Origin of the sequence: Pseudomonas sp. Bc-h (assembly GCF_002080045.1) — a bacterium.
Taxonomy (GTDB): domain Bacteria; phylum Pseudomonadota; class Gammaproteobacteria; order Pseudomonadales; family Pseudomonadaceae; genus Aquipseudomonas.
Genome location: NZ_MUIN01000019.1, coordinates 1 through 24,708 on the forward strand (window position 1 = coordinate 1; position 24,708 = coordinate 24,708).

Annotated in this window: 20 protein-coding genes; 10 read left to right on the plus strand and 10 right to left on the minus strand. The window is 59.7% G+C overall.

What is annotated here, in order from left to right; translation table 11 throughout:
• Positions 1-686: 686 nt before the first annotated feature.
• Positions 687-1,976 (minus strand): MFS transporter, encoded by a 1,290-nt coding sequence (locus BWR59_RS30865; RefSeq protein ID WP_081569459.1) that lies wholly within the window; start codon positions 1,974-1,976, stop codon positions 687-689.
• A gap of 293 nt (positions 1,977-2,269) precedes the next feature.
• Here BWR59_RS30865 and BWR59_RS30870 point away from each other — a divergent pair, with 293 nt between their 5' ends.
• Positions 2,270-6,508 carry a DUF6543 domain-containing protein gene (locus BWR59_RS30870; RefSeq protein WP_143490994.1) on the plus strand — a complete coding sequence of 1,413 codons (4,239 nt, stop codon included), beginning with the start codon at positions 2,270-2,272 and terminating at the stop codon, positions 6,506-6,508.
• A 30-nt stretch (positions 6,509-6,538) separates the two neighbouring features.
• Here the strand turns inward: BWR59_RS30870 and BWR59_RS30875 are convergent, their stop codons facing one another.
• Positions 6,539-7,105, minus strand: a complete 567-nt coding sequence (locus tag BWR59_RS30875) for a chalcone isomerase family protein (protein WP_081569498.1) — start codon at positions 7,103-7,105, stop codon at positions 6,539-6,541.
• A 377-nt stretch (positions 7,106-7,482) separates the two neighbouring features.
• Between BWR59_RS30875 and sthA the strand changes: the two genes are divergently transcribed.
• Positions 7,483-8,877 carry a Si-specific NAD(P)(+) transhydrogenase gene (sthA, locus tag BWR59_RS30880; protein ID WP_081569461.1) on the plus strand — a complete coding sequence of 465 codons (1,395 nt, stop codon included), beginning with the start codon at positions 7,483-7,485 and terminating at the stop codon, positions 8,875-8,877.
• A 42-nt stretch (positions 8,878-8,919) separates the two neighbouring features.
• Here the strand turns inward: sthA and BWR59_RS30885 are convergent, their stop codons facing one another.
• Positions 8,920-9,642 (minus strand): glycerophosphodiester phosphodiesterase, encoded by a 723-nt coding sequence (locus tag BWR59_RS30885; protein WP_081569462.1) that lies wholly within the window; start codon positions 9,640-9,642, stop codon positions 8,920-8,922.
• A gap of 39 nt (positions 9,643-9,681) precedes the next feature.
• Positions 9,682-10,269: a PilZ domain-containing protein gene (locus tag BWR59_RS30890; protein ID WP_081569499.1), complete on the minus strand. Its 588-nt coding sequence runs from the start codon at positions 10,267-10,269 to the stop codon at positions 9,682-9,684.
• Between the two features lie 126 nt (positions 10,270-10,395).
• Here BWR59_RS30890 and BWR59_RS30895 point away from each other — a divergent pair, with 126 nt between their 5' ends.
• The 3 genes from BWR59_RS30895 (at position 10,396) to BWR59_RS30905 (ending at position 13,660) form a co-directional block, all read left to right on the plus strand.
• Complete coding sequence (locus tag BWR59_RS30895; RefSeq protein WP_081569463.1) at positions 10,396-11,646, plus strand: lipoprotein-releasing ABC transporter permease subunit; 1,251 nt, start codon at positions 10,396-10,398, stop codon at positions 11,644-11,646.
• Between the two features lie 7 nt (positions 11,647-11,653).
• Positions 11,654-12,337 (plus strand): lipoprotein-releasing ABC transporter ATP-binding protein LolD, encoded by a 684-nt coding sequence (gene lolD, locus BWR59_RS30900; protein ID WP_167362020.1) that lies wholly within the window; start codon positions 11,654-11,656, stop codon positions 12,335-12,337.
• A gap of 78 nt (positions 12,338-12,415) precedes the next feature.
• Positions 12,416-13,660 carry a lipoprotein-releasing ABC transporter permease subunit gene (locus BWR59_RS30905; RefSeq protein ID WP_081569464.1) on the plus strand — a complete coding sequence of 415 codons (1,245 nt, stop codon included), beginning with the start codon at positions 12,416-12,418 and terminating at the stop codon, positions 13,658-13,660.
• 110 nt (positions 13,661-13,770) lie between these two features.
• On the opposite strand, the gene BWR59_RS30910 is transcribed toward BWR59_RS30905, so the two are convergent.
• Complete coding sequence (locus BWR59_RS30910; protein ID WP_081569465.1) at positions 13,771-15,129, minus strand: heavy metal sensor histidine kinase; 1,359 nt, start codon at positions 15,127-15,129, stop codon at positions 13,771-13,773.
• The gene (locus tag BWR59_RS30915) at positions 15,129-15,809 is read right to left on the minus strand and encodes a heavy metal response regulator transcription factor (RefSeq protein WP_081569466.1); all 681 of its coding nucleotides are present in this window, start codon (positions 15,807-15,809) and stop codon (positions 15,129-15,131) included. The genes BWR59_RS30910 and BWR59_RS30915 overlap by 1 nt, the downstream gene beginning before the upstream one ends.
• 159 nt (positions 15,810-15,968) lie before the next feature.
• Between BWR59_RS30915 and BWR59_RS30920 the strand changes: the two genes are divergently transcribed.
• Both BWR59_RS30920 and queF read left to right on the plus strand, forming a co-directional pair.
• Positions 15,969-16,475, plus strand: a complete 507-nt coding sequence (locus BWR59_RS30920) for a cupredoxin family protein (protein WP_081569467.1) — start codon at positions 15,969-15,971, stop codon at positions 16,473-16,475.
• 91 nt (positions 16,476-16,566) lie between these two features.
• A complete protein-coding gene (gene queF / locus BWR59_RS30925; RefSeq protein WP_081569468.1) occupies positions 16,567-17,397 on the plus strand; it encodes an NADPH-dependent 7-cyano-7-deazaguanine reductase QueF in 831 nt (276 codons plus the stop codon).
• A 119-nt stretch (positions 17,398-17,516) separates the two neighbouring features.
• Here queF and BWR59_RS30930 read toward each other — a convergent pair whose 3' ends face one another.
• Complete coding sequence (locus BWR59_RS30930) at positions 17,517-17,780, minus strand: DUF4404 family protein (RefSeq protein ID WP_081569469.1); 264 nt, start codon at positions 17,778-17,780, stop codon at positions 17,517-17,519.
• Between the two features lie 107 nt (positions 17,781-17,887).
• Complete coding sequence (locus BWR59_RS30935; protein WP_081569470.1) at positions 17,888-18,523, minus strand: phosphatase; 636 nt, start codon at positions 18,521-18,523, stop codon at positions 17,888-17,890.
• Between the two features lie 204 nt (positions 18,524-18,727).
• On the opposite strand from BWR59_RS30935, the gene BWR59_RS30940 reads away from it, so the two are divergent.
• Positions 18,728-19,429, plus strand: a complete 702-nt coding sequence (locus BWR59_RS30940) for a VacJ family lipoprotein (protein WP_081569471.1) — start codon at positions 18,728-18,730, stop codon at positions 19,427-19,429.
• Between the two features lie 96 nt (positions 19,430-19,525).
• Here BWR59_RS30940 and BWR59_RS30945 read toward each other — a convergent pair whose 3' ends face one another.
• Positions 19,526-19,825 (minus strand): PilZ domain-containing protein, encoded by a 300-nt coding sequence (locus tag BWR59_RS30945; RefSeq protein WP_081569472.1) that lies wholly within the window; start codon positions 19,823-19,825, stop codon positions 19,526-19,528.
• Positions 19,826-20,092: 267 nt separating this feature from the next.
• Here BWR59_RS30945 and rssB point away from each other — a divergent pair, with 267 nt between their 5' ends.
• Positions 20,093-21,274 (plus strand): two-component system response regulator RssB, encoded by a 1,182-nt coding sequence (gene rssB, locus BWR59_RS30950; RefSeq protein ID WP_081569473.1) that lies wholly within the window; start codon positions 20,093-20,095, stop codon positions 21,272-21,274.
• Positions 21,274-21,756, plus strand: a complete 483-nt coding sequence (rssC, locus tag BWR59_RS30955) for an anti-sigma factor antagonist RssC (RefSeq protein ID WP_081569474.1) — start codon at positions 21,274-21,276, stop codon at positions 21,754-21,756. Before rssB ends, rssC begins: the two co-directional genes overlap by 1 nt.
• Positions 21,757-23,599: 1,843 nt before the next feature.
• On the opposite strand, the gene tal is transcribed toward rssC, so the two are convergent.
• A complete protein-coding gene (tal, locus tag BWR59_RS30965) occupies positions 23,600-24,526 on the minus strand; it encodes a transaldolase (RefSeq protein ID WP_081569476.1) in 927 nt (308 codons plus the stop codon).
• Positions 24,527-24,708 lie beyond the last annotated feature (182 nt).

Here is a 24,708-nt window from a genome sequence, read left to right on the forward strand (position 1 = left end):
CAAGATCAAGATCAAGATCAACAGCGAACACAGCTGTCCGTCTTGACGCAATTCCTGTGGGAGACGCCGGAGGTCACGACGGCAGCGAAGCGGTGGGTCAGCTATGAAGTTGTCTACTGACCCACTGCTACCGCGGCTGTCGCACAGCTCCAGCAGCTCAAACAGGGGTCTGTGTACAGCTGGAAATCTGGATACGCCACGTAATCGCGGCGCGGCTGATAGGGCTCTGGCTAACGCCAGACCTGTTTCGCCTTCGGCGAGTTACTTGAATGGCGGGGGGCGGCTCTCGCGGCATCCATGCCGCTCGGCCCACTGCGCGACGCCTGCGTTCAGCCTGCACCCAAGTCGCGATTTGTGGTGTCTGAACTTGCTCGCACTTAAAAGCAGGAGCAGGAGCAGGAGCAGGAGCAGGAGCAGGAGCAGGAGCAGGAGCAGGAGCAGGAGCAGGGGCGGGGGCAGGGGCAGGATCGCGATTGGGGAATTGGGATTGGGATTGGGATCGGTTCGCAAGGGAGGATTGCGTTGGCTCTTGGTCTTGCTTCTAAGTGCACGGCGGTTAATGCGACACAAATCGCGACTGAGGTTAGCCAGAACTCAACTCAGCATCCGCAATAACGGATAAAAAAAAACGCCCCGAACAATGTCGGGGCGTTTCCTGTGTTTCTGAAGCGAGAAGCGTTGAACGATTAACCGGCTACAGCTGCCATCTGCGCCTGACCGCCTTTGCGGAACAGCACCAGCGTCGCGATCAGACCCAGAACCGCAGCGCCGCTCAGCCAGATGCCCGGTGCTGCCTTGTTATCCAGCACATGGATCAGATAAGTACAGGCCGCCGGAGTGAAACCACCGAAGGTCGCAGTCGCCAGGCTATACGCCAGGGAGAAACCGGTCGTACGAACCTCAACCGGCATGATCTCGGTCAACGACACCACCATCGCACCGTTGTACGAACCGTACAGGAACGACAGCCACAGCTCGACCATCAACAGGTTGGCGAAACTCGGATTGGACGTCAGCCAGGACAGGGCAGGGTAGGCAGTCACGATGGCAAGAATGGTTGCCGCCAACAGCAGCGGCTTGCGACCGATCTTGTCGGAAACCGCGCCCATCACCGGCAGCCAGATGAAGTTGGAAATACCTACGCACACCGTTACCAGCAGGCTGTCCAGGTCAGACAGATGCAGTTCGTTTTTGCCGAAAGTCGGCGTATACGCGGTGATCAGGTAGAACGACACAGTGGTCATGACCACCAGCGCCATACCTGCGATCACCAGGCCGAAGTTTGCCCCGATCGACTTCATGACTTCGCCCATGGTTGGACGGTGCTTGCGCGCGCGGGCTTCGAACTCAGGGGTTTCTTCCAGAGAGCGACGAATGACGAAGATCGCCGGCACGATCATGCAGCCGACCAGGAACGGCACGCGCCAGCCCCATTGGCCCATTTCTTCCGGGCTCAGCCAGTGGTTCAGGCCGACGCCCAGCAAACCGGCGAAGACCACGGCGGCCTGTTGACTGGCTGACTGCCAGCTGACGAAGAAACCTTTGCGGCCCGGGGTCGAAATCTCAGCCAGATAGACCGAAACGCCGCCCAGTTCAACGCCAGCCGAGAAGCCTTGCAACAGACGGCCGATCAGCACCAGCAGCGGTGCGGCGACACCCAAGGTCGCGTAACCCGGCACGCAGGCGATCAGGATCGTCCCCATGGCCATCATGGCGAGGGTGATGATCAGGCCCTTTTTCCGGCCGTGGTGGTCGATGTAGGCGCCGAGGAAGATTGCCCCCAGTGGGCGCATGAGGAAGCCGGCGCCGAAGGTCGCCAGCGAAAGCATCAGCGATGCGAATTCACTGTCGGCAGGGAAGAAGGTTTTAGCGATGGCCGTGGCGTAGAAGCCATAGACCATGAAGTCAAACATTTCAAGGAAGTTGCCGCTGACAACGCGAAAAATCGCCTTGCCTTTGCCTGTGTTCGAGGCCATTTGGAATTACTCACTTAGGCTGTCTAGCTGGGGGATCCGTTGTATTTATGCGTCCTCTCCTGCGCCGTTCGAGCTTGGCCCCGCTCAGCACAGATTTGTAACGATATGTGTAAAAGTGGCGGATAGCAATCAGAAGACCGGTGTCGAGTGTCGTCGTTCACCTGCTGGGCAGTTGTGATCGCAATATTTGTTTATGCCACCTAGCCATTCGATCTGCCTTTTACTCGCCAGCAATTGCCCGAAACCGGCACGTATCCGGATTGGGACCTCATCAATCGCGAGTTAAAACCACAATGAATGCGAAGTACGACGTTATCGACACATTTTCCCGCCGCCCGGTGTTGTCAGCGCTTGCTCTTGACGAGCTTCGGACGTCACTTGAAACGCTATTGCCAGGCGTACGGATAAATCCTGAAATTGCAGTCGTCACTGAGGCCGCCGATGCCGCTGATCCAGCGACCGAAACGCTCTTTGGCGCTCTGCGCGAGAACTTCGCCACTGGCAAAACATTACGCCCCAGCAAGGGGCGCAGCCTTCTGGTGGCCGATCCGTCTGCGTCGACGCTGGTAACGTTCGATGTCGATGCCGAACAACTGGCCATCTTGATTGACAGCGTTTCCCTTGGGCTCCCCGCCAGATTCATGCAAGCGATGGTGAAGTTTTGGGATAGCCCAGGCGTAGGCGGCGCAACAGCGTGGCAGGCGTTGGCGAAGGCCTTCGAGCTGCAGAACCCGGTTGCAGTGCAGGGGGAGGAAAGTGCTTCACCGGACGAGATCCGTGCGCAATCCGAGCGCAAAGCCTTGAACGCGCTGCAAGCCCAGTTACCGCTGATCCAAGACGCAGGTGCGATGGGGTTTGATGATTTCGACGACATCGAGCGCTATCTGGCGAAGGTCACTGACATCACCCCGCTTCTGGACAACCGGCTTGCGACAACCGGTGGCTTGCCGATCTCACGTCAGGACCAACTACCGGACTGGCTGACCTGCGCGCCTTCCAGCGACCGCCTCGATTACAGCCGTCGGATTGCCGCATTGGCCGTGACCGCTGCACGTGCTGCCGGACATTCCTGGGACGACGATCTGCCACCTATCGTCGAATATGCGAGAAGGGTGCTGCAGGAGGGATTGCGTGAAGATCATCCGCAAGCGACGCATCTGAGCCTGGATGACGTGACTGTACACGTTGCGAAAGTCGTGGCATCACCGGTGCCCTCCACCGGACAGATCATCGCCACGGGCAGCGTCGAGCACATCCAGATGACGGTTGCCAACTTTGCCCTGGGGAATCTTTCAAGTCTGCCGAACGGCACACGGACCCTTTCCCTGCGCGATGGAGGTCCTTTGCCGGCCTGGTTCACCCCGGATTATCTGCAGCAACTCGTGACTCGAGTGGATATCGGACGTACCTATCCTGCGCTGGTGCGGCGCTACCTGATTACCGATGCGGCGCAAGTGATGCGGCGTCGGGCTCTGTTTGCCGAACAGCTTAAGGTGCAGTTACCCCTAAAGGCACTGGAGCAAAAGATTCGCGGCCAGGGTGGGCTGACTCAAGCGGGGTATCGGATCGTCTGCTCGCTGCTGGAGAGCAGCCATTCTGAGGGCGTCGTGTTGCACCCATTGGCGTGGGCCGCGCGCCCCGGAGCAACCGCGGATGTGGTGCAGAACATGTTCGTGATCGGTAGCGCGGATTCAACGGCCGGCCTCCTTGTGTTGTACCGGCCGTTCGCACCGGTGCCTCTGACCGAATTTGCCAGTTGGTCAACGCTGCGCGATGCCATCGTTCGCCCAGGCGAAGTGCAGGATGACGTGCTGACGTGGATGACCGAGCGCGGGCGTGATCGTTACGCAAACGGCGGCTTCCAGCAGCCCCATATCAACCGTTTTGGTCTAGGGTCGGATTTCGCTGCAATCGAACGGCCCGCGCCTGCGCAACTGGTTAAAGCGACGGTTCAGGGCGATGTCATGACGGTGCTGTTCAATGCCAATGCCCGGGCCTTGGCGGACCTTGCAGACCAGGAGTCGGTCTCCAATGCCGAAAGCCGCTGGGCAATGTTTCAGCGTGGCGGCTGGTTGGCGCTGGATACCGTGATGCCGTTTCTTTCAGGGGGCGTAGGGGCTGCGCTGTGGCTGGTGCAGTTGATGGGGGCGGTGGATCGGGTACTCGTGGCTCAGAGCCGCAAGGCCGACCACGAGGGGCTCGAGGCGTGGAACGGGTTGTTGCTCACCATCTCGATGATTCTCCTGCATCAGGGATTTCCTGCTCGACCGACACCGGTGCGACCTTCGCAACGACTGCCATCTCCCTCTGTTGCTGATCCGGATCCGCTGTTGGCCGAACAGTCGGAGCCGCTCATCGCGCCGGGCAGTGCCGAAGCGTCTGCGCAGCTGGATTTTTCCTGGTCCAGTTCCAGTCATCGCCTGACCGAAGCGCAGCGGCAGGACCTTGAGCGTCTGAAAGTGCTGCCCGAGCCCTTGTTGAGTGAGCCTTCTGCAGAGCCCGGAAAGGAGGGGTTGCACCAGGTCGATCAGCATTGGTATGTGCAGTTGGACAGCGGAACCTACGAAGTCGGTTTCAGCGAGGGCGAGGTTCACATCGTTGATCCGCAGGATCAGCTTTCGAGTGGGCCTCGTCTGCTGCGAACCGATCAGGGGTGGGCGCTGGACCTCTCGCTTAAACTTCGCGGCGGCGGCCCCAAGCGCAATGTCCGGCAAATGGCGCTGGAAAACGCGGCGACGTTCAAGCGCGTCACAGAACGCGATGCGGTTCTCGATCGCCAGAAGAAAGCGGTCTATAAGCGATTTTCGACCTGGGATCAGGCGATCCGGGCGGCCTCCGCGCAGATACCTGCTGATCTCGTCGAGCTCGCGGAGACGGATTTGAACGAGTTGGTCGAAATTCTGAAAGAGAAGCAGCAGCTCCAGTCAGCGCTGCGTCCGGTTGATCGAGCGAGTGAGAAAACGCTAGCCACTGACCTACAGGATGTGAGCCAGCGTGTGGCGTTTCTTGAGGGTGTCTTGCTCTCGAAGGTGGTTCATCTGGCAAGCACACAAATGGCTCGCTTGAAGGTGGAGTCCGGGGATGTGGTCACGCCGCAGAACCTCGACGCCTATCTGAAACTGTTCGAGGATCTAGAAGGGCTGCAGAGCCGGGGTGTGCATTGGTCGAGCGTAAGAGGCGGTTACTGGCAGCAGCTTAGAAGTGTGCCCAAGTTTGGCAGGCAATTCTGGGTTCAGGAGGTGTTGGAGACGCAACGAGCCAATCTGTTCACCTTTCTGGACTGGCGCATTACACGCATGTGGTCGCTGCTGGAGCTGAGTTTTTCCAGGGATGAAATTCTGTCGGGGGCAAGTCTCAGAGAGCTCAAGTCATTACGCATCGACGAAGGGCTGCATGCCGCATTCAGTTCCCAGGCCGAGCTTGAAAAACCCAACGATTACACCTTGGCCGAGCAGATCGGGGTGCTCGAGAGTTCGCTGCGAGAATACGAAAGGGCCGAATTGATCGCGATATGCGCGCAGGAAAGCATGCCGCACATGCTCAATGCCGAACAATTCCAGCGCTTTTTTGATGAGTTCCGGTGGATATCCGGACATGCGCAAAAACGGTTGTCTGACTTGATTCGTGAGAGCGCCGCGCCAGAAGAGCAGCCTCACGAGTACGTGCCCAGAATCAGGCAACCCCGCAAGCGCGTGATCAAGACCCGTGGGCATCGCATGCTCGTGGGTCGCCTGCGCGAGGGTGAGGAGGACCTTCCCGGCGCAGTTGTCGAGGTCATGCAGGCAATGACTGAAAACGTAGTTGGTACCTATCACTCCCATGAAGACGGGGAGTACGTCGAGGTTGTGCGTTTCTCCCCGCCAGAAGGGCGCGCGAAGGTCGAGGCGCTGGCCGAGTTGAAGCGTCAGGCCACTGCCGCGCTGGAACGAGTGGAGCCGGACATCGATATTGCCCATCGGCAGTCCAGGCGGGCGAACGAGCCCGCTGATATGGAGGACATCCTGGTGCAAAAGGCAGAGAAGTTGACGGCCCTGGCCGAAAAGCTCGCAGTTCATACTGCCGGCCCCAGTCATCTGGTTGACACGGCGAGCGTCATTCAAACGCTGATTGATGACTTGCGAGCGTCCGCTTCGCGACTTGTCGATGAAGGCCGCACGCTTCGGGTTTTCATGATCAAGGCGCAACCTCCCACTGCGGCGCGGCTGAGCTACCTGGCGAGCGAGCACGAAGTGGACATCGCTCGTTTCGAGGGTCGAAAGAATTTGTCGGGACGCAAGCGCAATGATTTCCTCCAGGAGTACGTGATCCGCGACAAGCACCAGCGCGTGCTGTGGTGGGCGCATTTTCACTACGCCAGCGAAGCGGCAGCAGCCGACGCATTCACAGCGGCTCATCTGAAACTGCCCGAGCAACGCTTCATTGGCTACAAGGCGCAGTTGAAGGCTGCCAAAGATGACAAGGAAGTGGTCAGCATTTACCGCAGCTACATCGGCAAGGACGTCGCACAGCGGTTGTTTCTAAGCCTCGCTTGAAAGTAGGGGCCGCTCGGCCCGCGCTTTGATCTATTTCAGCAAGGCCTCGCGCAAGTCCCCGGACAAACCGTCCGGGGCCAGCCAGATCGCGAAGTACACTTTCGCCAGCTCCGGATCGGGGCTGGCGAAGATCACCTTGCTGTTGTGTGTCAGGTTCAGGCCATCGGTCCTGTCCCAGCTCAGGTCGTAGCGGTCGCCGGGCTGGATGTTCTGGAAGCTCTTGTGCAGGCGGTCCAGCTCGGAGCGCAGGCGAGCCAGTGTTTCTTTGGTCTGCTGGCGTTCCAGGGTGGCGTTCGCGGCCTTGATCACGTCTTCGCGATCGATTTCCCGGAAGTAATATAGCTCCAGCTTCTGGGGTGTCTGCGTGAACACGGCCTGTTTGGCGCTTACCGAGGGTTCGGCGTAGAAAGCTGCGGCGTAAACGTCGGTCCACAAATAGGTGAGGATCGCCTGATTCTTGCGTTCCAGCACCGGCGACTGCCCGTCGAGCCGGGGAGGGAAGTCGGCTTTTTTCAGCAGGTCGGCCTGGGATGCCAAGGCCAGCGGGCTGCACAACACACCCAGTAACAGCATCCAGTGAATGAAGCGGTGTCGCATGATCAAGCCCTTTTCTGAAAATCCCGCACAAGGGTAAGACACTTTGCGTCTGATGGGGTTCTGCGAACGAATGAGGCCATCGCGTGCCATAAAAGGCTGGCTTGGGGAAAAAACCACAAATTTCGCAGCTTTTTTATGATTCGTAACGCCAAGGGATTTATCATCCGCAGCAATTCGGCGTTCGGGCGGCTGTTTCTGGCCTGCCGAGCGCCCTGTGGCGCAGACAAAATTGGCCTACGACGCGACCAAGGGTTAATGTTCGCCGCGACGCGGGACGATTAGACTGCGCCGCGAGTTTCGAGTCTTCATGCCGCCGGCGCGGCGTGAGTTAGCCAGAGACGCCAGAGTGGCGCCTCGGCCTGTTCTAAGGAGTACGCATGGCTGTCTACAACTACGACGTAGTGGTACTGGGTTCCGGCCCAGCTGGAGAAGGCGCGGCGATGAACGCCGCCAAGGCTGGGCGCAAGGTAGCCATGGTCGACAGCCGTCGGCAGGTCGGCGGTAACTGCACTCACCTGGGCACGATCCCGTCCAAGGCGTTGCGTCACTCGGTCAAGCAGATCATCCAGTTCAACACCAACCCGATGTTCCGGGCCATTGGCGAGCCGCGCTGGTTTTCGTTCCCGGACGTGCTGAAAAACGCCGAGAAAGTCATCAACAAGCAAGTGGCTTCGCGCACCGGCTACTACGCACGCAATCGCGTCGACGTGTTCTTCGGCACTGGCAGTTTCGCCGACGAGCGCACCATCGATGTAGTGTGCAACAGCGGTGTCATGGAAAAACTGGTCGCCAACCAGATCATCATCGCGACCGGTTCGCGTCCTTATCGCCCAGCTGATATCGACTTTTCCCACAAGCGTATCTACGACAGCGACACCATCCTCAGTCTCAACCACACCCCGCGCAAACTGATCATCTACGGCGCTGGCGTGATCGGCTGCGAATACGCATCGATCTTCAGCGGTCTGGGTGTGGACATCGAGCTGATCGACAACCGCGATCAGTTGCTGAGCTTCCTCGACTCGGAAATCTCCCAGGGCTTGAGCTATCACTTCAGCAACAACAACGTGATGGTGCGCCACAACGAAGAATACGAGCGTGTCGAAGGCCTGGAAAACGGCGTCGTGCTGCACCTCAAGTCGGGCAAAAAGGTGAAAGCCGACGCGCTGCTGTGGTGTAACGGGCGTACAGGCAACACCGACAAATTGGGTCTGGAGAACGTCGGCATCAAGGCCAACGGTCGCGGTCAGATCGAAGTCGACGAGGCGTATCGCACCAGCAAGCCAAACATTTATGGCGCCGGTGACGTGATCGGCTGGCCGAGCTTGGCCAGTGCCGCCTACGACCAGGGCCGTTCGGCATCGGGCAGCGCGGTGGACAACGGCGCCTGGCGCTTCGTCAACGACGTGCCGACCGGCATCTACACCATTCCGGAAATCAGCTCGATCGGCCAGAACGAGCACGACCTGACGATAGCCAAAGTACCGTACGAAGTGGGCAAGGCGTTCTTCAAGAGCATGGCGCGCGCGCAGATCTCCAACGAGCCGGTGGGCATGCTGAAGATCCTGTTCCACCGCGAAACCCTGCAGATCCTCGGCGTGCATTGCTTCGGCGACCAGGCGTCGGAGATCGTGCACATCGGCCAGGCGATCATGAATCAGCCGGGCGAGGCAAACAGTCTCAAGTATTTCGTCAACACTACGTTCAACTACCCGACCATGGCCGAAGCCTATCGGGTAGCGGCATACGACGGCCTCAACCGGCTTTTTTGAGCGGCTCCGGCCGGTGGCCTGAGCCGGCCGGGGAGACCGATTTCAGTAACTCTCGAGCGTGGCAGTGGCCAAACCGGGAAAGTCTGTAATCAGGCTGTCAACGCCGAAGTCGGCGAGTCTGCGCATCAGCGCGGGCTCGTTGACTGTCCACACCGACACATGCAGCCCCAGTGCCTGGGCTTTCTTAAGGCGTTCCGGCGTGCACAGCGTCCAGTTCAGCGCCAGAATCTCGCAGCCATAACCCACCGCGACCTTCAGCGGGTCAAGCCAGGCGTATTCCGCCACCAGTCCTCGGGAAAGATCCGGGGTCAGCTCCAGCGCTGCGCGCAATACTTCCCGCGAACTCGAGGTAATGGTGACCTTGTCCAGCAGGCCATGACGCTGGGCCATTTCACGAATCGCCAGCACAGTCGTTGCCGCTCGGGTGCGTGACGCGCTTTTGACTTCCAGCTGCCAGTGATCGAAGGCACATTTTTCGAACAATTCTTCCAGGCGCGGAACCGGACACGGCTGAATCCAGCCCGGGCCGCCCTTGCGCGCGTCGTAGGTCACGAGGTCGGCGGCGTCGTGCTCGACCACCTTGCCTCGTCGGTCAGTGGTGCGCTTGAGGGTCGGGTCGTGGATGACTATCAGTTCGCCGTCGCGGGACAAATGCAGGTCCAGTTCGCAACGCTTGACCCCGTGTTTGAGGCATTCCTGAAAGCTGGTCAGGGTGTTTTCCGGTGCTTCGCCCTTGGCGCCGCGGTGGCCGTAAATTAAGGTCACAAATGCTCCTTGTGGATGCGCGTTAAGGCTGTAATCGGTTCATTTCGGATCGGGGTCGTTTTGCTCACGGGCCAGCCGGCGTTGCGCGGCTTGTCGTTGCAAGATGTGTCGGGCGAGCAGTTGGCGCTGGGCGTCGGTGAGGTCGATCCACTCGGTACCCACCTCGAAATCGCCGATGGTCCGCGAATGGCACTGGGTGACTTTGGCCTTCAGCATCATTCCGGAAGCCTGGGGCATCAGCACCATTTTCACTGACAACAGGCTGTCCACCGGGAACGGCTGATGGGATTCGAATTGCAGGCCTCCCTCGGACATGATCACCTTTTGCGGGGCCCCCAGCCTGCCGAGCACGGTCTGCGCCACCACCTGACCCAGCAGGTCGATGCGCTTGCTCATGGCTCGCAGAAAGCTGTTGGTGGTGCGGTCGCGATCGTCCAGCTGGCGCAGCAGATGCTGTGATTCGAACTCGGCGACATGCAGTTCGCTCAGCAGATCGAAGAGGGTCGAGCTGTCGTGATGGGCGTGATCGTCGACCGTGCCGGAGGCTGGAATGCGTTGAATTTCCAGTGCGACGCTGTCCTCGATACGGTAGTATTCGCGGCGTTCTTCTTCATCTAGTGTCGGCATGGCGAACCCATGGTAGCAGCGGTTGTCAGAGTGATTGCTCAGAGTCGTCAATCAGCGATTCGAGTGTAAAGCCGCAGATCAAGGCCCGCCACAAGGACGTTCCCATTCCTCCGAACAAGCCCCTACATGTTCAGACCTCTTTTTGTATTTATCGGCACGCGTTATACCCGTGCAAAGCGCCGTAATCATTTTGTCTCCTTCATTTCCCTGACGTCGATGATCGGTCTCGCCCTTGGCGTAGTGGTGATGATAGTCGTGTTATCGGTCATGAACGGCTTCGATCACGAGATGCGAACCCGCGTGCTCGGCATGGTCCCGCACGCGACCATCGAATCCGGTGAGCCGATCAACGACTGGCAAAACCTGGCCGCCAAGGTCAAACAGAACCCGCAGGTTGAGGCGGTCGCGCCGTTTACCCAGATGCAAGGTTTGCTGACCAACAACGGCAACGTGCAGAAGATTCTGCTCAATGCCATCGACCCGGTTCAGGAACGCAAAGTTTCGATTATTGACGGCTTCATGAAACAGGGCCGACTTGACGATCTGGTGTCAGGCGGCTTTGGCGTGGTCATCGGTGACAAGGCTGCGGCCAAGCTTGGGGTGGGGATCGGCGACAAGGTGACCTTCGTTTCGCCTGAAGTGACGGTCACGCCCGCCGGCATGTTCCCGCGCATGAAACGCTTCACCGTGGTTGGCATTTTCCATGTCGGCGCTGGCGAGCTGGATGGCTATCTTGGCGTGACCAACTTGCAGGATCTGGCCCGTCTGCACCGCTGGAAGCCTGACCAGGTGCAAGGCTTGCGCCTGAAGTTCACCGACCTGTTCAAGGCGCCGCGTACGGCCTACGAAATCGCCCAGAACCTGGGTGAGCACCAATACTATTCCCGCGACTGGACCCGTACCCACGGCAACCTGTATCAGGCCATCGGCATGGAGAAATCCATCATCGGCCTGCTGCTGTTGCTGATCGTGGCGGTGGCGGCGTTCAACATCATTTCCACGCTGGTGATGGTGGTCAACGACAAGCGCGGCGACATCGCGATCCTGCGCACTCTGGGTGCGACGCCTGGCCAGATCATGCGCATCTTCATGGTTCAGGGCACGGTGATCGGCGTGGTCGGCACGCTGGTCGGCGCGGGCGTCGGCATCCTCGCCGCGCTCAACGTCAGCTCGGCAATTTCGGCGCTGGAAGGCCTGATCGGCCACAAGTTTCTCAACGCGGATGTCTACTTCATCGACTATCTGCCTTCGCAATTGATGACCGAAGACGTGCTGCTGGTGTGCGGTGCGGCGCTGGTCCTGAGTTTCCTCGCCACCCTGTATCCCGCCTGGCGTGCCGCGCGCACCCAGCCGGCGGAGGCGCTACGTTATGAGTGAGTCGGGCATGAGTGATAAAGCTGTACTGAGTTGCCGCAACCTGGGCAAATCCTACGAGGAAGGCCCGGAATCGGTAGTGGTCCTGTCGGGCCTGCAACTGGAGTTGCACCCGGGTGAGCGCGTGGCGATCGTCGGCAGTTCGGGTTCGGGCAAAAGTACCTTGCTCAACCTGCTCGGCGGCCTGGATACCCCGACCGAGGGCAGCGTCTGGCTGGCCGGTGAAGAGCTGTCCGCGCTCAACGAAAAGGCTCGTGGTCTGCTGCGCAACCGGGCACTGGGCTTCGTTTACCAGTTTCACCACTTGCTGCCCGAGTTCACTGCGCTGGAAAACGTCTGCATGCCCTTGCTGATCGGCAAGACGCCGATCCCGGAAGCTCGTCAGCGCGCGACGGCGCTGCTGGAGCGCGTAGGGCTCAAGCACCGCCTGGCGCACAAACCTTCGGAGTTGTCCGGTGGCGAACGTCAGCGTGTGGCGATTGCCCGTGCGCTGGTCAACCAGCCGGGTCTGGTGATGCTCGACGAGCCCACCGGCAACCTCGATTCGCATACCGCGCAAGGCATTCAGGACCTGATGCTGGAACTCAGCACCTCGTCGCGCACCGCGTTTCTGGTGGTGACCCACGACATGGCCCTGGCCCGTCAGATGGATCGCGTGTGGCGTCTGGAAGAAGGCCGTCTGGTCGAGGCGTGATGCAATCGACCCGACACCCGTTCGCCGGGTTGTTGGGTTTTTTTACTTTTAGCTGTTTTTAGCTACGGTGCTCCACGAATGTTCAGACCGTTATCCATCTTTATCGGCACGCGATACACCCGGGCCAAGCGACGCAACCACTTCATCTCGTTCATTTCGATGACCTCGATGATCGGGCTGGCGCTGGGCGTCCTGGCGATGATCGTGGTGCTGTCCGTGATGAACGGCTTCCAGCAGGAAATGAGTTCGCGCATTCTCGGCATGGTCCCCCACGCGGTGATCGACGGGGTCAAGCCGCTGGACGACTGGAAACCGGCCGCCGACGCCGCCATGAAGAACCCGCAAGTCACCGCTGCCGTGCCGTTCACGCAAATGGACGGCATGCTGTCGTACAAGGGTTCGATGCAGCCGATCGAGATCAACGGTGTCGATCCGGCCCTGGAATCCAAAGTCTCCATCGTCACTCAGCACATCGTGCAGGGCCGTCTGCAGGACTTGAAGCCAGGCGAGTTCGGCGTGGTCATCGGTGAAATCACGGCGCGGCGCTTTCGTCTGAATGTCGGCGACAAGATCACCCTGATCGTCCCGGAAATCAGCAACGCCCCCGGCGGCATCACGCCGCGCCTGCAACGCCTGACCGTGGTCGGCGTGTTCAAGGTCGGCGCGGAGCTGGACGGCTCCATGGCGCTGGTCAACGTCGCCGATGCCGCAGTTATTCAGCGCTGGCAGCCGAATCAGGTGCAGGGTGTGCGTCTGGCCCTGACTGACCTGTACGCCGCGCCACAGGTGTCCACCGCCATCGCCGGTGGCCTGGGCGCGGACTACAAGGCCGACGACTGGACCCACACGCAGGGCAGCCTGTTCAGCGCGATGAAGATGGAAAAGACCATGATCGGGCTGTTGTTGCTGATGATCGTGGCGGTTGCTGCATTCAACATCATCGCCACGTTGATCATGGTGGTGAACGACAAGGGCGCCGACATCGCGATCCTGCGCACCATCGGCGCCACGCCTCGGCAGATCATGACCATCTTCATGGTGCAGGGCACGGTGATCGGGGTGGTTGGCACCATCATCGGCGGCGTGCTGGGTGTGATCGCGGCGATCAACGTCAGCCAGTTGGTGGGCTGGGTCGAGCGCGTCACCGGCCAGCACATCTTCACGTCAGATGTTTACTTCATCAGCAACCTGCCGTCGCACCTGGAAGGCAGTGACGTGGCGCTGATCTGCAGCGCCGGGTTCATTCTCAGTTTCCTGGCGACGATCTACCCGGCGTACCGCGCGGCACAGATCCAGCCGGCGCATGCGTTGCGGTACGAGTGATCGCTTTCATATCTGAAGTCCCGTAATCCCCGAGCAGTCCGGCTTGCCGGCGGTGGCGTTTTCAAGTTCGCCACCGCCGGCAGGCCGGACTGCTACAGGGGGTGCTTCCTTCACACCGGTAACTCGATCAAAAACTGCGTCACTCCTTTCCCCGACTCACACCGAATCGTCCCGCCATGGGCCTTGATGATCGACTGAGTAATCGCCAGCCCCAATCCCGCGTGTTCGCTGCTGCCTTCATGGCGCGCCGGGTCTGCTCGGTAGAAACGATCAAACAGTCGGGGCAGAACATTGGCCGGGATTGTCTGGCCGGTGTTTTCAATGCTGATCAGCGCGCGGCCGGCCGCCGATTTCAGTCGCACCCGCACCTGACCCTCGACCGGGGTAAAGCGCAGGGCATTGTCCAGAAGGTTCGACAGGGCGCGGCGCATCATATGTCGGTCGCCTGCCAGGGTCGCTTCTCCGTCACGACTCAACTGCACCCGAGCTTCCTCCGCCAAAGGCAGGAAAAACTCCAGCAGCGCGTCAGCTTCTTCCGCCAACTGCAGCCGTTCACGATTCGGGTTCAGCAGCCCATGCTCGGCCTTGGCCAGATACAACATGTCGTTGACCATCTGCGCCATCCATTGCAGTTCCTCCAGATTGCCCAGCAGTGCTTCGCGGTATTCCTCCAGAGCCCGGGGGCGGGTAAGGGTGACCTGGGTGTGGGTCAGCAGATTCGACAGCGGCGTGCGCAGTTCATGGGCGATGTCGGCGGAAAACGCGGACAGGCGCTGAAAGGCGTCGTCCAGTCGGCCGAGCATTGCGTTGAACGCCTGGCCCAGTTCGGCCAGTTCGGACGGCATCTCGGTTTGTGGCAGGCGAGTGGTCAGCGAACTGGCGGACACGCTGGCGGCAATTTCAGTCATCTGGCGCAGCGGACGTAAGCCGCTGCGCGCAGCCCAGGCGCCCAGCAGCGCGGTGGCCAACGCCGAAAGCCCGACCGTCAGCCAGATCAGATGCTGCATGCGCTCCAGAAAGTGCTGATGGTGAGTGATGTCCAGCAACAAAGTCAGCTGCGGCGAGTCTTGCTGTTCCGGTCGTAGGGCGACGGTGTAGGAGCGGTAGGACACGCCGTTGTCGGTCAGGGTATGCAGGCCGGCATGCACGCCGGTTTGAGCCACTGAAGGCGAAAGCGAGTCGAACCACAGGGCGCCATCGGTGCCGCGAACCTGCAAGGCCAGATCCGGGGAGTGAGCGAGCTCTTCCTGCAAAGCCCGCCTGCGTGGGGCCAGTTGATCGGCGCTCGACACATCCCGCAATACTTCTCGCAGAGTCGGCAATTTGCTGTCGAGCAACTGCTGATCCAGCTCCATGAAGTGGCCTTCGCTGGCGCGATTGAACAGCACCCCGGCGGTGAGCGAGACCACTGCGGTGCAGGCGGCGAACAGCAACGCCAGGCGGCTGCCCAGGGAAATACGTTTGAACATCAGAGGCTGCGCTCTTCGAGGACATAACCCATGCCGCGCACGGTGTGGATCAGCTTGTTGGGGTAGTCGTCATCGACTTTCAGGCGCAGGCGGCGAATGGCGACCTCGATCACATTGGTGTCGCTGTCGAAATTCATGTCCCACACCTGCGAGGCGATCAGCGATTTGGGCAGTACCTCGCCCTGGCGGTGCAGCATCAGTTCCAGCAGCGCGAACTCCTTGGCGGTCAGGTCGATGCGCTGGCCGCTGCGCTCTACCCGGCGGCGCAACAGGTCCAGGCGCAGGTCGGCCAATTGCAGATGGGTTTCCTGACTGGCGCTGCTGCCCCGACGCAACAGGCTGCGCACCCGGGCCAGCAGTTCGGAGAATGCGAAGGGCTTGACCAGATAATCGTCGGCGCCCAGCTCCAGGCCGCGCACGCGATCCTCCACGGCGTCGCGTGCGGTTAAAAACAACACCGGGGTGTCCAGCCCTGCGCCGCGAACCGCCTGGAGAATCTGCCAGCCATCGCGGCCGGGCAGCATGACGTCCAGAATCAACAGCGCGTAATCGCCGGTCAGCGCCAGATGCTGGCCGGTCGAGCCGTCCGCCACCAATTCGGTATTGAAGCCGGCTTCGTTCAGGCCCTGGCGCAGGTATTGGCCGGTTTTCGCTTGATCTTCGACGATCAGTAATTTCATGAAGGGCTCTTGGCTGGTAATGAAGCTTGGCAGGGCGCTTTATAGCGCGAGCGGGGCGGGCAGGGACCAAGCTTACAAAGTTGTAATCTTACGGTCAGCTGATTGCCAGTCGCCGGAGCCTACCTTAAGGTCATCAATTGTCGCTGACTGGAGCCTTACATGTTCGTTCGTTCAATCGCTGCTGCCCTGCTGCTGGCTGTGAGTCTGTCGTCTCAGGCGTCCCCTGGCGAACACTTCGATTTCGGGCACCCGGCCAAAGCCGATCAGGCGAGCCGAACGGTCGAGCTGACGCTGGGCGATATGTACTTTGAACCCAAGTCTCTGACCGTCAAGGAAGGCGAAACCGTGCATTTCGTACTGGTCAACAAAGGCCAGTTGCTGCATGAGTTCAACCTTGGTGACGCCGCCATGCACGCGGCGCATCAGCAGGAAATGCTGAAAATGGTCGCCAGCGGCATGCTCACGTCGACGGGCATGAAGCATGACATGGCCGGCATGGATCACGGCAGCATGAAGCACGACGACCCCAACAGTGTGCTGGTCGAGCCGGGCAAGACCGCGGAGTTGACCTGGACCTTTACGAAGGCCACGGATCTGGAATTCGCCTGCAATATTCCCGGCCACTATCAGGCGGGGATGGTCGGAAAAATCGCGATTGCCCAGTAATCGCTGAAAGCGCGGGACAAAACCTATAAACTCGGCGGTCAGGATTTTCACATCAGCCTTTCTACATCCGCTTTCAGGTTCAGGTCCCGCCATGCATCCCGCAGCCGAACACTCGCCGCTGGGCAAGTCCAGTGAATACATCTCCACCTACACGCCGTCCCTGCTGTTCCCGATTCCGCGCACTGCCAAGTGGGCTGAGCTGGGGCTGACGGCCGAGACGCTGCCGTATCGGGGTGTCGATTTCTGGAATTGCTACGAATTGTCCTGGCTGCTGCCATCGGGCAAGCCGGTGGTGGCCATCGGCGAGTTCTGCATTCCGGCGGATTCGCCGAACATTATCGAGTCAAAGTCGTTCAAGCTGTACCTCAACTCGCTGAACCAGACGCCATTCGCCTCTCAGGTCGAGGTGGTGGCGACGCTTGAGAAAGATCTGTCGGCCGCTGCCGGCAAACCGGTGGGCGTGCGTATTCGTTCGCTGAAAGACATCGAAGCCGAGGGCATCGTGCCGGTGCCGGGCGTATGCGTCGATGATCTGGACGTGACGGTCAACAGTTACGACCGCCCGCAGCCGGAACTGCTGCGTTGCGACGAGTCGCGCGTGGTGGAGGAGGCGCTGCACAGCCATTTGCTCAAATCCAACTGCCCGGTGACCAGCCAGCCCGACTGGGGCAGCGTCGCCGTAGCATATCGCGGTGCGGCGCTGGATCACGCGAGTTTCCTGGCGTACATCGTCAGCTTTCGCCAGCATTCGGACTTCCACGAGCAATGCGTGGAACGGATCTTCATGGACCTGCAGCGTCTGCTGAAACCGGAAAAACTGACGGTGTATGCGCGTTACGTGCGTCGCGGCGGGCTGGACATCAACCCGTACCGCAGTACCGAGAAGCTGACGCTTGAGAACGGGCGTCTCGCGCGGCAGTGAAGCGGCGAGAAGGTTGAAAGCCTGTAGCAGCCCCATCTTGATGTAAGCACCGCAATGGCTGCAGAAACGCAAAAGCCCGTCATGACGACGGGCTTTTCAGTTTTCGGCGCAGGGGTGTTTCAAATCCCGATATTGCCCAGGGTCTGAACGATATTGCGCAAGGTGCCCGCTATCGTCGGATGATCGACTTCGAAACGCTCGACGGCCAGGTTGACGCCATCGGCCAGGTTGTTGTCCGATGTCGCGGTTTCGACGGCGATCTCTGCTTCGATCTGTGCCATCAGAGTGTGCAGATCAGCGCGTTCTTGTTCAGTCAGCGGCGGGTTCTGCTCCAGTTGCTCGCGCAGGGTATCGAGTTGTTCTTGCAGTTCGCGGGCGGGCATAGGGTGCTCCCTTCATTGATAGTCTCAGCATGGACCGCGCTGGGTGAGCAAAGGTCCTTTGTCGCTAAGACTAATCCAGTCCGCGTTACCTTGCATGCAAACCGGTATCAGGGTTTTTCAGCCTTGAGTCGGCGTAGGCTGATGTCGGCAAGGCACGACTCCAACTCGCCCAGATGATCGATCACCGAGTGCGCACCGCAGGCGTACAACTCAAGGGTTGCGCGGCCGCGAAGGCGTTCACGCTCAAGGTCGCTCAGCGCCTCCCACTTCGCCGGCGACAAACCGCACAGCGGCCCGCAGGAGGCGAGGCCCACTGTCCACAATCCGGCATTGAGCCCCGCCATGAGCAAACGAGGATCGCCGCTGACCAACACGCAGCCGTCGAGCTGGGCGGCATTGAGCGTCATCAACGCTTGCCAGCATGCGTCCGGCGCTGGCCAGTGGTTGTTCGGGCTGGGTGTGGGCTGTATCAGGCCTTGCAGCGGAGCCGCCAGCTGTTCGGCGATGTGCGCGGGATGTTCTTCGATCCAGGCGCAAGGGATGCCTTGTTGCCTGAGGTTGTTCAGCGCGGCGAGCGCGCCGGGGGTTGGGATCGCGAAGGACTGGGCATCTTGAGACTGGAGAGCGTTGCCATCGCCGCTGCGTAACGTGCGGGCTTGCGCGCCGAAATCAACCAGACAACCGCTCAGACCGAAGAGCACGGCGGTAAACGACGGGGCGGGCACGGCAACGGGGGCGAGCATGAAATTCCCTCTCAAATGCCAATGACGCTAAGTGATTTGCATGACAGTGCGATGACCGAAGCGTGACATTGTCAGCGAATGTTTAAAGGGGTGAAGAATTCCTTCGGCATTCGAGACGTAAATCCTCGCGGAAGGCTTTATACTCCCAGCCTTTGGTTTGGGGGCGTAGCGCCCGCTTCATCACTTTGACTGGGAGTCTCAGCTATGCCCGTGACCGGTGCAGGCTTTATCAATCGTCTGGCTCGAACGTGTTTCTGGGCAGGTCTGGCCTTGGTGCCAATGGCTGCTCAAGCCGCTGACGAAGATCCATGGGAAGGCGTAAACCGCGCTATTTTTCGCTTCAACGACACCGTCGATACTTACGCGCTGAAGCCAATCGCTCAGGGCTATGAGTTCATCACACCGCAGTTTCTTGAAGACGGCATCCACAACATGTTCAAGAACATCGGGGAAGTCACCAACTTCGCCAACGATGTTCTGCAGGCCAAGCCTGAGGCCGCTGGCGTCGACACCGCTCGCCTGATCCTCAACACTACCTTCGGTCTTTTCGGTTTCTTCGACGTCGGCACCAAAATGGGCCTGCAACGCAACGACGAAGATTTCGGCCAGACCCTCGGCCACTGGGGCGTGGCAAGCGGTCCGTTCGTGATGATCCCGCTGCTGGGTCCGAGCACGGTGCGTGACGCGTTCGCCAAGTACCCTGACACCTACACCCAACCGTACCGCTACATCGACCACGTACCGACCCGTAACACGGCGTTTGGCGTTAGCGTGGTAGATACCCGCGCAAGCCTGCTGTCGGCCGAGAAGCTGATCAATGGCGACAAGTACATCTTCATTCGTAACGCTTACCTTCAGAACCGGGAGTTCAAGGTCAAGGATGGCAAGGTCGTCGACGATTTCTGATCGCACCGACACGTTGAAGATGCAAAAAAGGCGACTTTCGGGTCGCCTTTTTCTTTTCGCGAATTTTTGAAATTGTGAACTGCTTCCGAAGTGCCATCACTTCATGGTGAGAATAGTGAGCCCCAGCTTCTGTTCACTGCCGTCGATGTCAGCGATCCACACCACTTCGGTGTCGGCTTCCAGGCCCTTGAGCGCAGCATGTTCCGATTCGATTCGCACGCTGATCCTGTCCCCGACCTTGAAGGAGCGCGGGGCCTGTATCTGCATGCCTGAGCTGGATAAATCCACGCAGACCGCAGGGATGATCTGACCCGCGTAGATCAGGCTGACGTCCGCATCGACACGCATGCGGATGTAATCTCGTTTCTCTGCATAGTCGCGATCAATCTGGCCCATGGGCGCGTCCTTCGTTTTCGTTGCTGATTTCAGGGTTCTTATAACTCCCGGCGATTTGCGATGTAAAGACGTTAGCCGACCGCTGGAGCGAGCTTGAAACGCCCGGCGGATGGGAGTACCGTCTGCGCCTTGAAGGGCACCTCTGAAAAGTGCAGCGTTTGACCAAAAGTCCGCTCGCGGGATCCAGAGAGGCTAGAAGCGAATCCAGTAGGCGGTCCGACAGAATCCGACCGCGTACGCCAACCTAATCTGGCGCCGTTTGCCCACATGCAAAAAACCAGTGCCACGCTGCTGATTATCGATGACGACGAAGTAGTGCGCGCGAGTCTCGCGGCCTACTTGGAAGACAGTGGGTTCAGCGTCCTGCAAGCCAGCAACGGTTTGCAGGGTCTACAGACCTTCGAGCAAAAAAAGCCCGATCTTGTGATCTGCGACTTGCGCATGCCACAGGTGGGCGGCCTTGAGCTGATTCGTCAGGTGACCACTCTCGCCCCGGAAACCCCGGTGATCGTGGTGTCCGGCGCAGGCGTCATGAGCGATGCCGTCGAGGCGTTGCGCCTGGGGGCGGCGGATTACCTGATCAAGCCCCTGGAAGACCTTGCAGTGCTTGAGCACTCGGTGCGACGGGCGCTGGATCGGGCGCGCCTGCTTCAGGAAAACAAGCTGTACCGTCAGAAACTCGAGACCGCCAACCGCGAACTCGAGGCCAGCCTGCATCTGCTGCAGGAGGACCAGGACGCCGGTCGTCAGGTGCAGATGAACATGCTGCCGACCAGCCCCTGGGCCATCGACGCGTTCGAATTCGAACACGAGATCATCCCGTCGCTGTATCTGTCTGGCGACTTCGTGGATTATTTTCGGGTCGATGAACGGCGTGTCGCGTTCTACTTGGCCGATGTGTCGGGGCATGGCGCCTCGTCGGCATTCATCACCGTGCTGTTGAAGTTCATGACCACGCGTTTGCTGTTCGAGTCCAAACGCGGCGGTAACTTGCCGAAATTCAAGCCGTCGGATGTCCTCGGCCACATCAACCGGGGTCTGATCAGCTGCAAGCTGGGCAAACACGTGACGATGGTGGGCGGGGTGATCGACGAGGAAACAGGGCAATTGACCTACAGCGTCGGCGGCCATTTGCCGTTGCCAGTGCTGTATACGCCGACCGAAACCCGTTATCTCGAAGGGCGCGGTCTGCCGGTAGGATTGTTCAACGAGGCGACGTATACGGACCACGTGCTGGATCTGCCGGAGTCCTTTAGTCTGACTCTGCTGTCTGATGGCATTCTGGACCTTTTGCCAGGTGATACACTCAAAGAGAAAGAAGCCAACTTGCCTGAATTGGTGAAGTCGGCTGGCGGCAGCCTGGATGGTCTGCGTCGTAAGTTTGGATTGGCCACACTCGGGGAGATGCCGGATGATATCGCCTTGTTAGTGTTGAGCAGGAACCTTTAATGAGTACCGGTAGAATCCAGTTTGCCGAGCAAGATGGCACCTTCGTCCTGAAGTTCGTGGGTGAAGTGCGCCTGACTCTTTGCTCGGCGTTGGATGCGACGATTGAGCGGATCTTCACCTCGATGAATTTTTCGACCGTGGTGATCGATCTGACCGAGACCCGCAGCATTGACAGCACAACGCTTGGTCTTCTGGCCAAGTTGTCCATTTTGTCGCGGCAGAAAGCGGGCTTGCTGCCCACTGTCGTGACCACCCACGAAGACATCACGCGCCTGTTGCAGTCGATGGGCTTCGATCAGGTGTTCAACATTGTGGGTCGTCCGATCCCGCGGCCTGAGTCGCTGTGCGATCTGCCTTCGCAGGATCAGTGCGAGGATGTGGTCAAGGCCAAGGTCCTGGAAGCGCACAAGATTCTGATGGGGTTGAACGATTCCAATCGCGAGGCGTTTCGCGATCTGGTGAATGCGCTCGAGCATCAATAAATGTAGCTTGCTGGGGACTGGCTAACACCAGACCTGTTTCGCCTTCGGCGAGTTACTTGAAAATCGGAATGCCGCACCACCACCAAGTCACCAAGTGTCCTTGCTCCTGGTTTGGCGCTTCCTTCGTCAGCGTACCTTCACTCCGGCGACGCTCCGTGTGCCCGCGCTGAACGGACATCCATGTCCTGGCAGCGCTCTCGCGGCATCCATGCCGCTCGGCCCACTACACGCCACCTGCGTTCAGCCTGCACCCAAGTCGCGATGGGCGTCGTCTGGACTATTGCGTACGAAGATCTAGATCAACGGCAACAGCAACAGCAACGGCGAACATCGAACCTGTAGCGCTCCGCCTTGCCGGCGGTAGCGATCTTTCGTACGCGACCGCCGGCAAGCCGGAGTGCTACAGGCGCGTGTGTCGAGCCGAGATTTTAGAGCTGAACACCAATCCCTGTGGGAGACGCCGGAGGTCACGACGGTACGGGCAGCGAAGCGGTGGATCAGTTAGCAGATGAGCCACCAGACCCACCGCCATCGTCCGAATCGCGGCCCGTACCGTCGTGACCTCCGGCGTCTCCCACAGGAATTGCGTCAAGACGGACAGCTGTGTTTGGTGTTGATCTTGATCTTGCTTCTAAGTGCGCGATGTCCCAGACGACACCAATCGCGACTTGGGTGCAGGCCGAACGTAGGTGACGTGGAGTGGGCCGAGCGGCATGGATGCCGCGAGAGCCGCCCCCCGCCATGGATGGCGGATGGCGGCGGGCCCACGGAGCGTCGCCGGAGTGAGGGTATTCCGACGAAGGAGGAACCAAACCAGGAGCCAGGACCCTTGGTTACTTGGGGTCTTATCAAGTAACTCGCCGAAGGCGAAACAGGTCTGGCGTTAGCCAGAGCCGTATCAGCCGCGCCGCTATTACGTGGCGTATCCAGATTTCCAGCTGCACACGGAGCCCTGTGGAAGTTGTGCGACAGCCCGGGCCGCGCTCGGACGGTTGGGGTAGGTCAGGCGGCTCATCTGCAACTGACCCACCGCCTCGTCCGAATCGCGGCCTGTACCGTCGTGACCTCCGGCGTCTCCCACAGGAATTGCGTCAAGACGGACAGCCGTGTTCGCTGTTGATCTTGATCTTGCTTCTAAGTGCGCGATGTCCCAGACGACACCAATCGCGACTTGGGTGCAGGCCGAACGTAGGTGACGTGGAGTGGGCCGAGCGGCATGCCCGAGGAACGAGGGCCCAACCAGGAGCAAGCACCCTTGGTTACTTGGGGTGCTTTTCCAAGTAACTCGCCGGAGGCGAAACAGGTCTGGCGTTAGCCAGAGCCCTATCAGCCGCGCCGCTATTACTTGGCGTATCCAGATTTCCAGCTGTACACGGAACCCGATGGGAGACGCTGAAGTTGTGCGACAGCCGCGGTAGCGGTGGGTCAGTAGACAACTTCATAACTGATCCACCGCCTCGCTGCCGTCGTGACCTCCGGCGTCTCCCACAAAAATTGCGTCAAGACGGACAGCCGTGTTCGCTGTTGATCTTGCTTCTAAGCGCGCGTCAGTTCAGACGCCACCAATCGCGACTTGGGTGCAGGCTGAACGCAGGCGGCGGGCCCACGGAGCGTCGCCGAAGTGAGGGAACCCGAGGAACGAGGGCCCAACCAGGAGCCAGGACACTTGGTTACTTGGGGTCTTATCAAGTAACTCGCCGGAGGCGAAACGTTTCTGCCGTTAGGCAGAATCTTGGCTGACCACACCCTCACAGACACATAAAGCCCTAGCCGTGCCCCGCCACACAGACAAAAAAAAGCAGCACCCATCAAGGATGCCGCCCTTTTCGTATAGCCCGAAGTCTTAAGCCTTGGCGCGCAGCAACGCCTCAAGCTTCTCCTGATCGCGAGCAAACTGACGAATACCTTCAGCCAGCTTCTCGGTCGCCATCGCATCCTCGTTGGACGCCCAGCGGAACTCGCTTTCGTTCAACGTTTGACGCGGCTCACCGCCAGTGCCCGGCTTGAGCTTCTGCACCAGCGTGCCGGTGTCCTCGGACAGCTTGTGCAGCAGATCAGGGCTGATGGTCAGGCGGTCGCAGCCGGCCAACTCTTCGATCTGGCTCAAGTTACGGAAGCTTGCGCCCATGACCACGGTTTTGTAGTCATTGGCCTTGTAGTAATTGTAGATGCGAGTGACCGACTTCACGCCAGGATCTTCGGCACCGACGAAATCTTTGCCTTCAGCCTTCTTGTACCAGTCGTAGATGCGGCCCACGAACGGCGAAATCAGGAACACGCCAGCGTCGGCACAGGCCTGCGCCTGAGCGAAGGAGAACAGCAGGGTCAGGTTGCACTGAATGCCTTTCTTTTCCAGCTGCTCGGCGGCGCGGATGCCTTCCCAGGTCGAGGCCAGCTTGATCAGGATGCGATCGCGGCCAATGCCGGCCTTCTCGTACAGCTCGACCAGGCGCTCTGCACGTGTGATGCAGGCGTTGGTGTCGAAAGAAATGCGGGCGTCCACTTCAGTGGAAACGCGGCCCGGCACCACTTTCAGAATTTCCTGACCGATGGCCACGGCGAAACGGTCGCTCGCCAGTCCGATGTCGTTGTTCGCGCCGCTGAACGCTTCTTTCAGACGGTCTGCGTTGCTGTCGCTCGACGCGGCCTTGAGCAACAGGGAAGGGTTGGTCGTGGCATCAACCGGCTTGAGCTTTTCAATGGCAGCGAAATCGCCGGTATCGGCAACGACGGTGGTGATCTTTTTGAGTTGTTCCAGCTTGGAAGTCATGAGCGTGCTCTGTCCTGTGGGTTTGATGACATTACCCGAGCGCCGCCGGTCACTCAAGGGCGTAAACCGCTGCGCATGCACTGATTTAGAGGGCCTGCGTTTGCGCAAACAGCTGACCTGTGCGTCAGCCATGACCCGGCACGACATGACCTTTTTTGCAGGTCAGTCCGGGCTCATGGTTG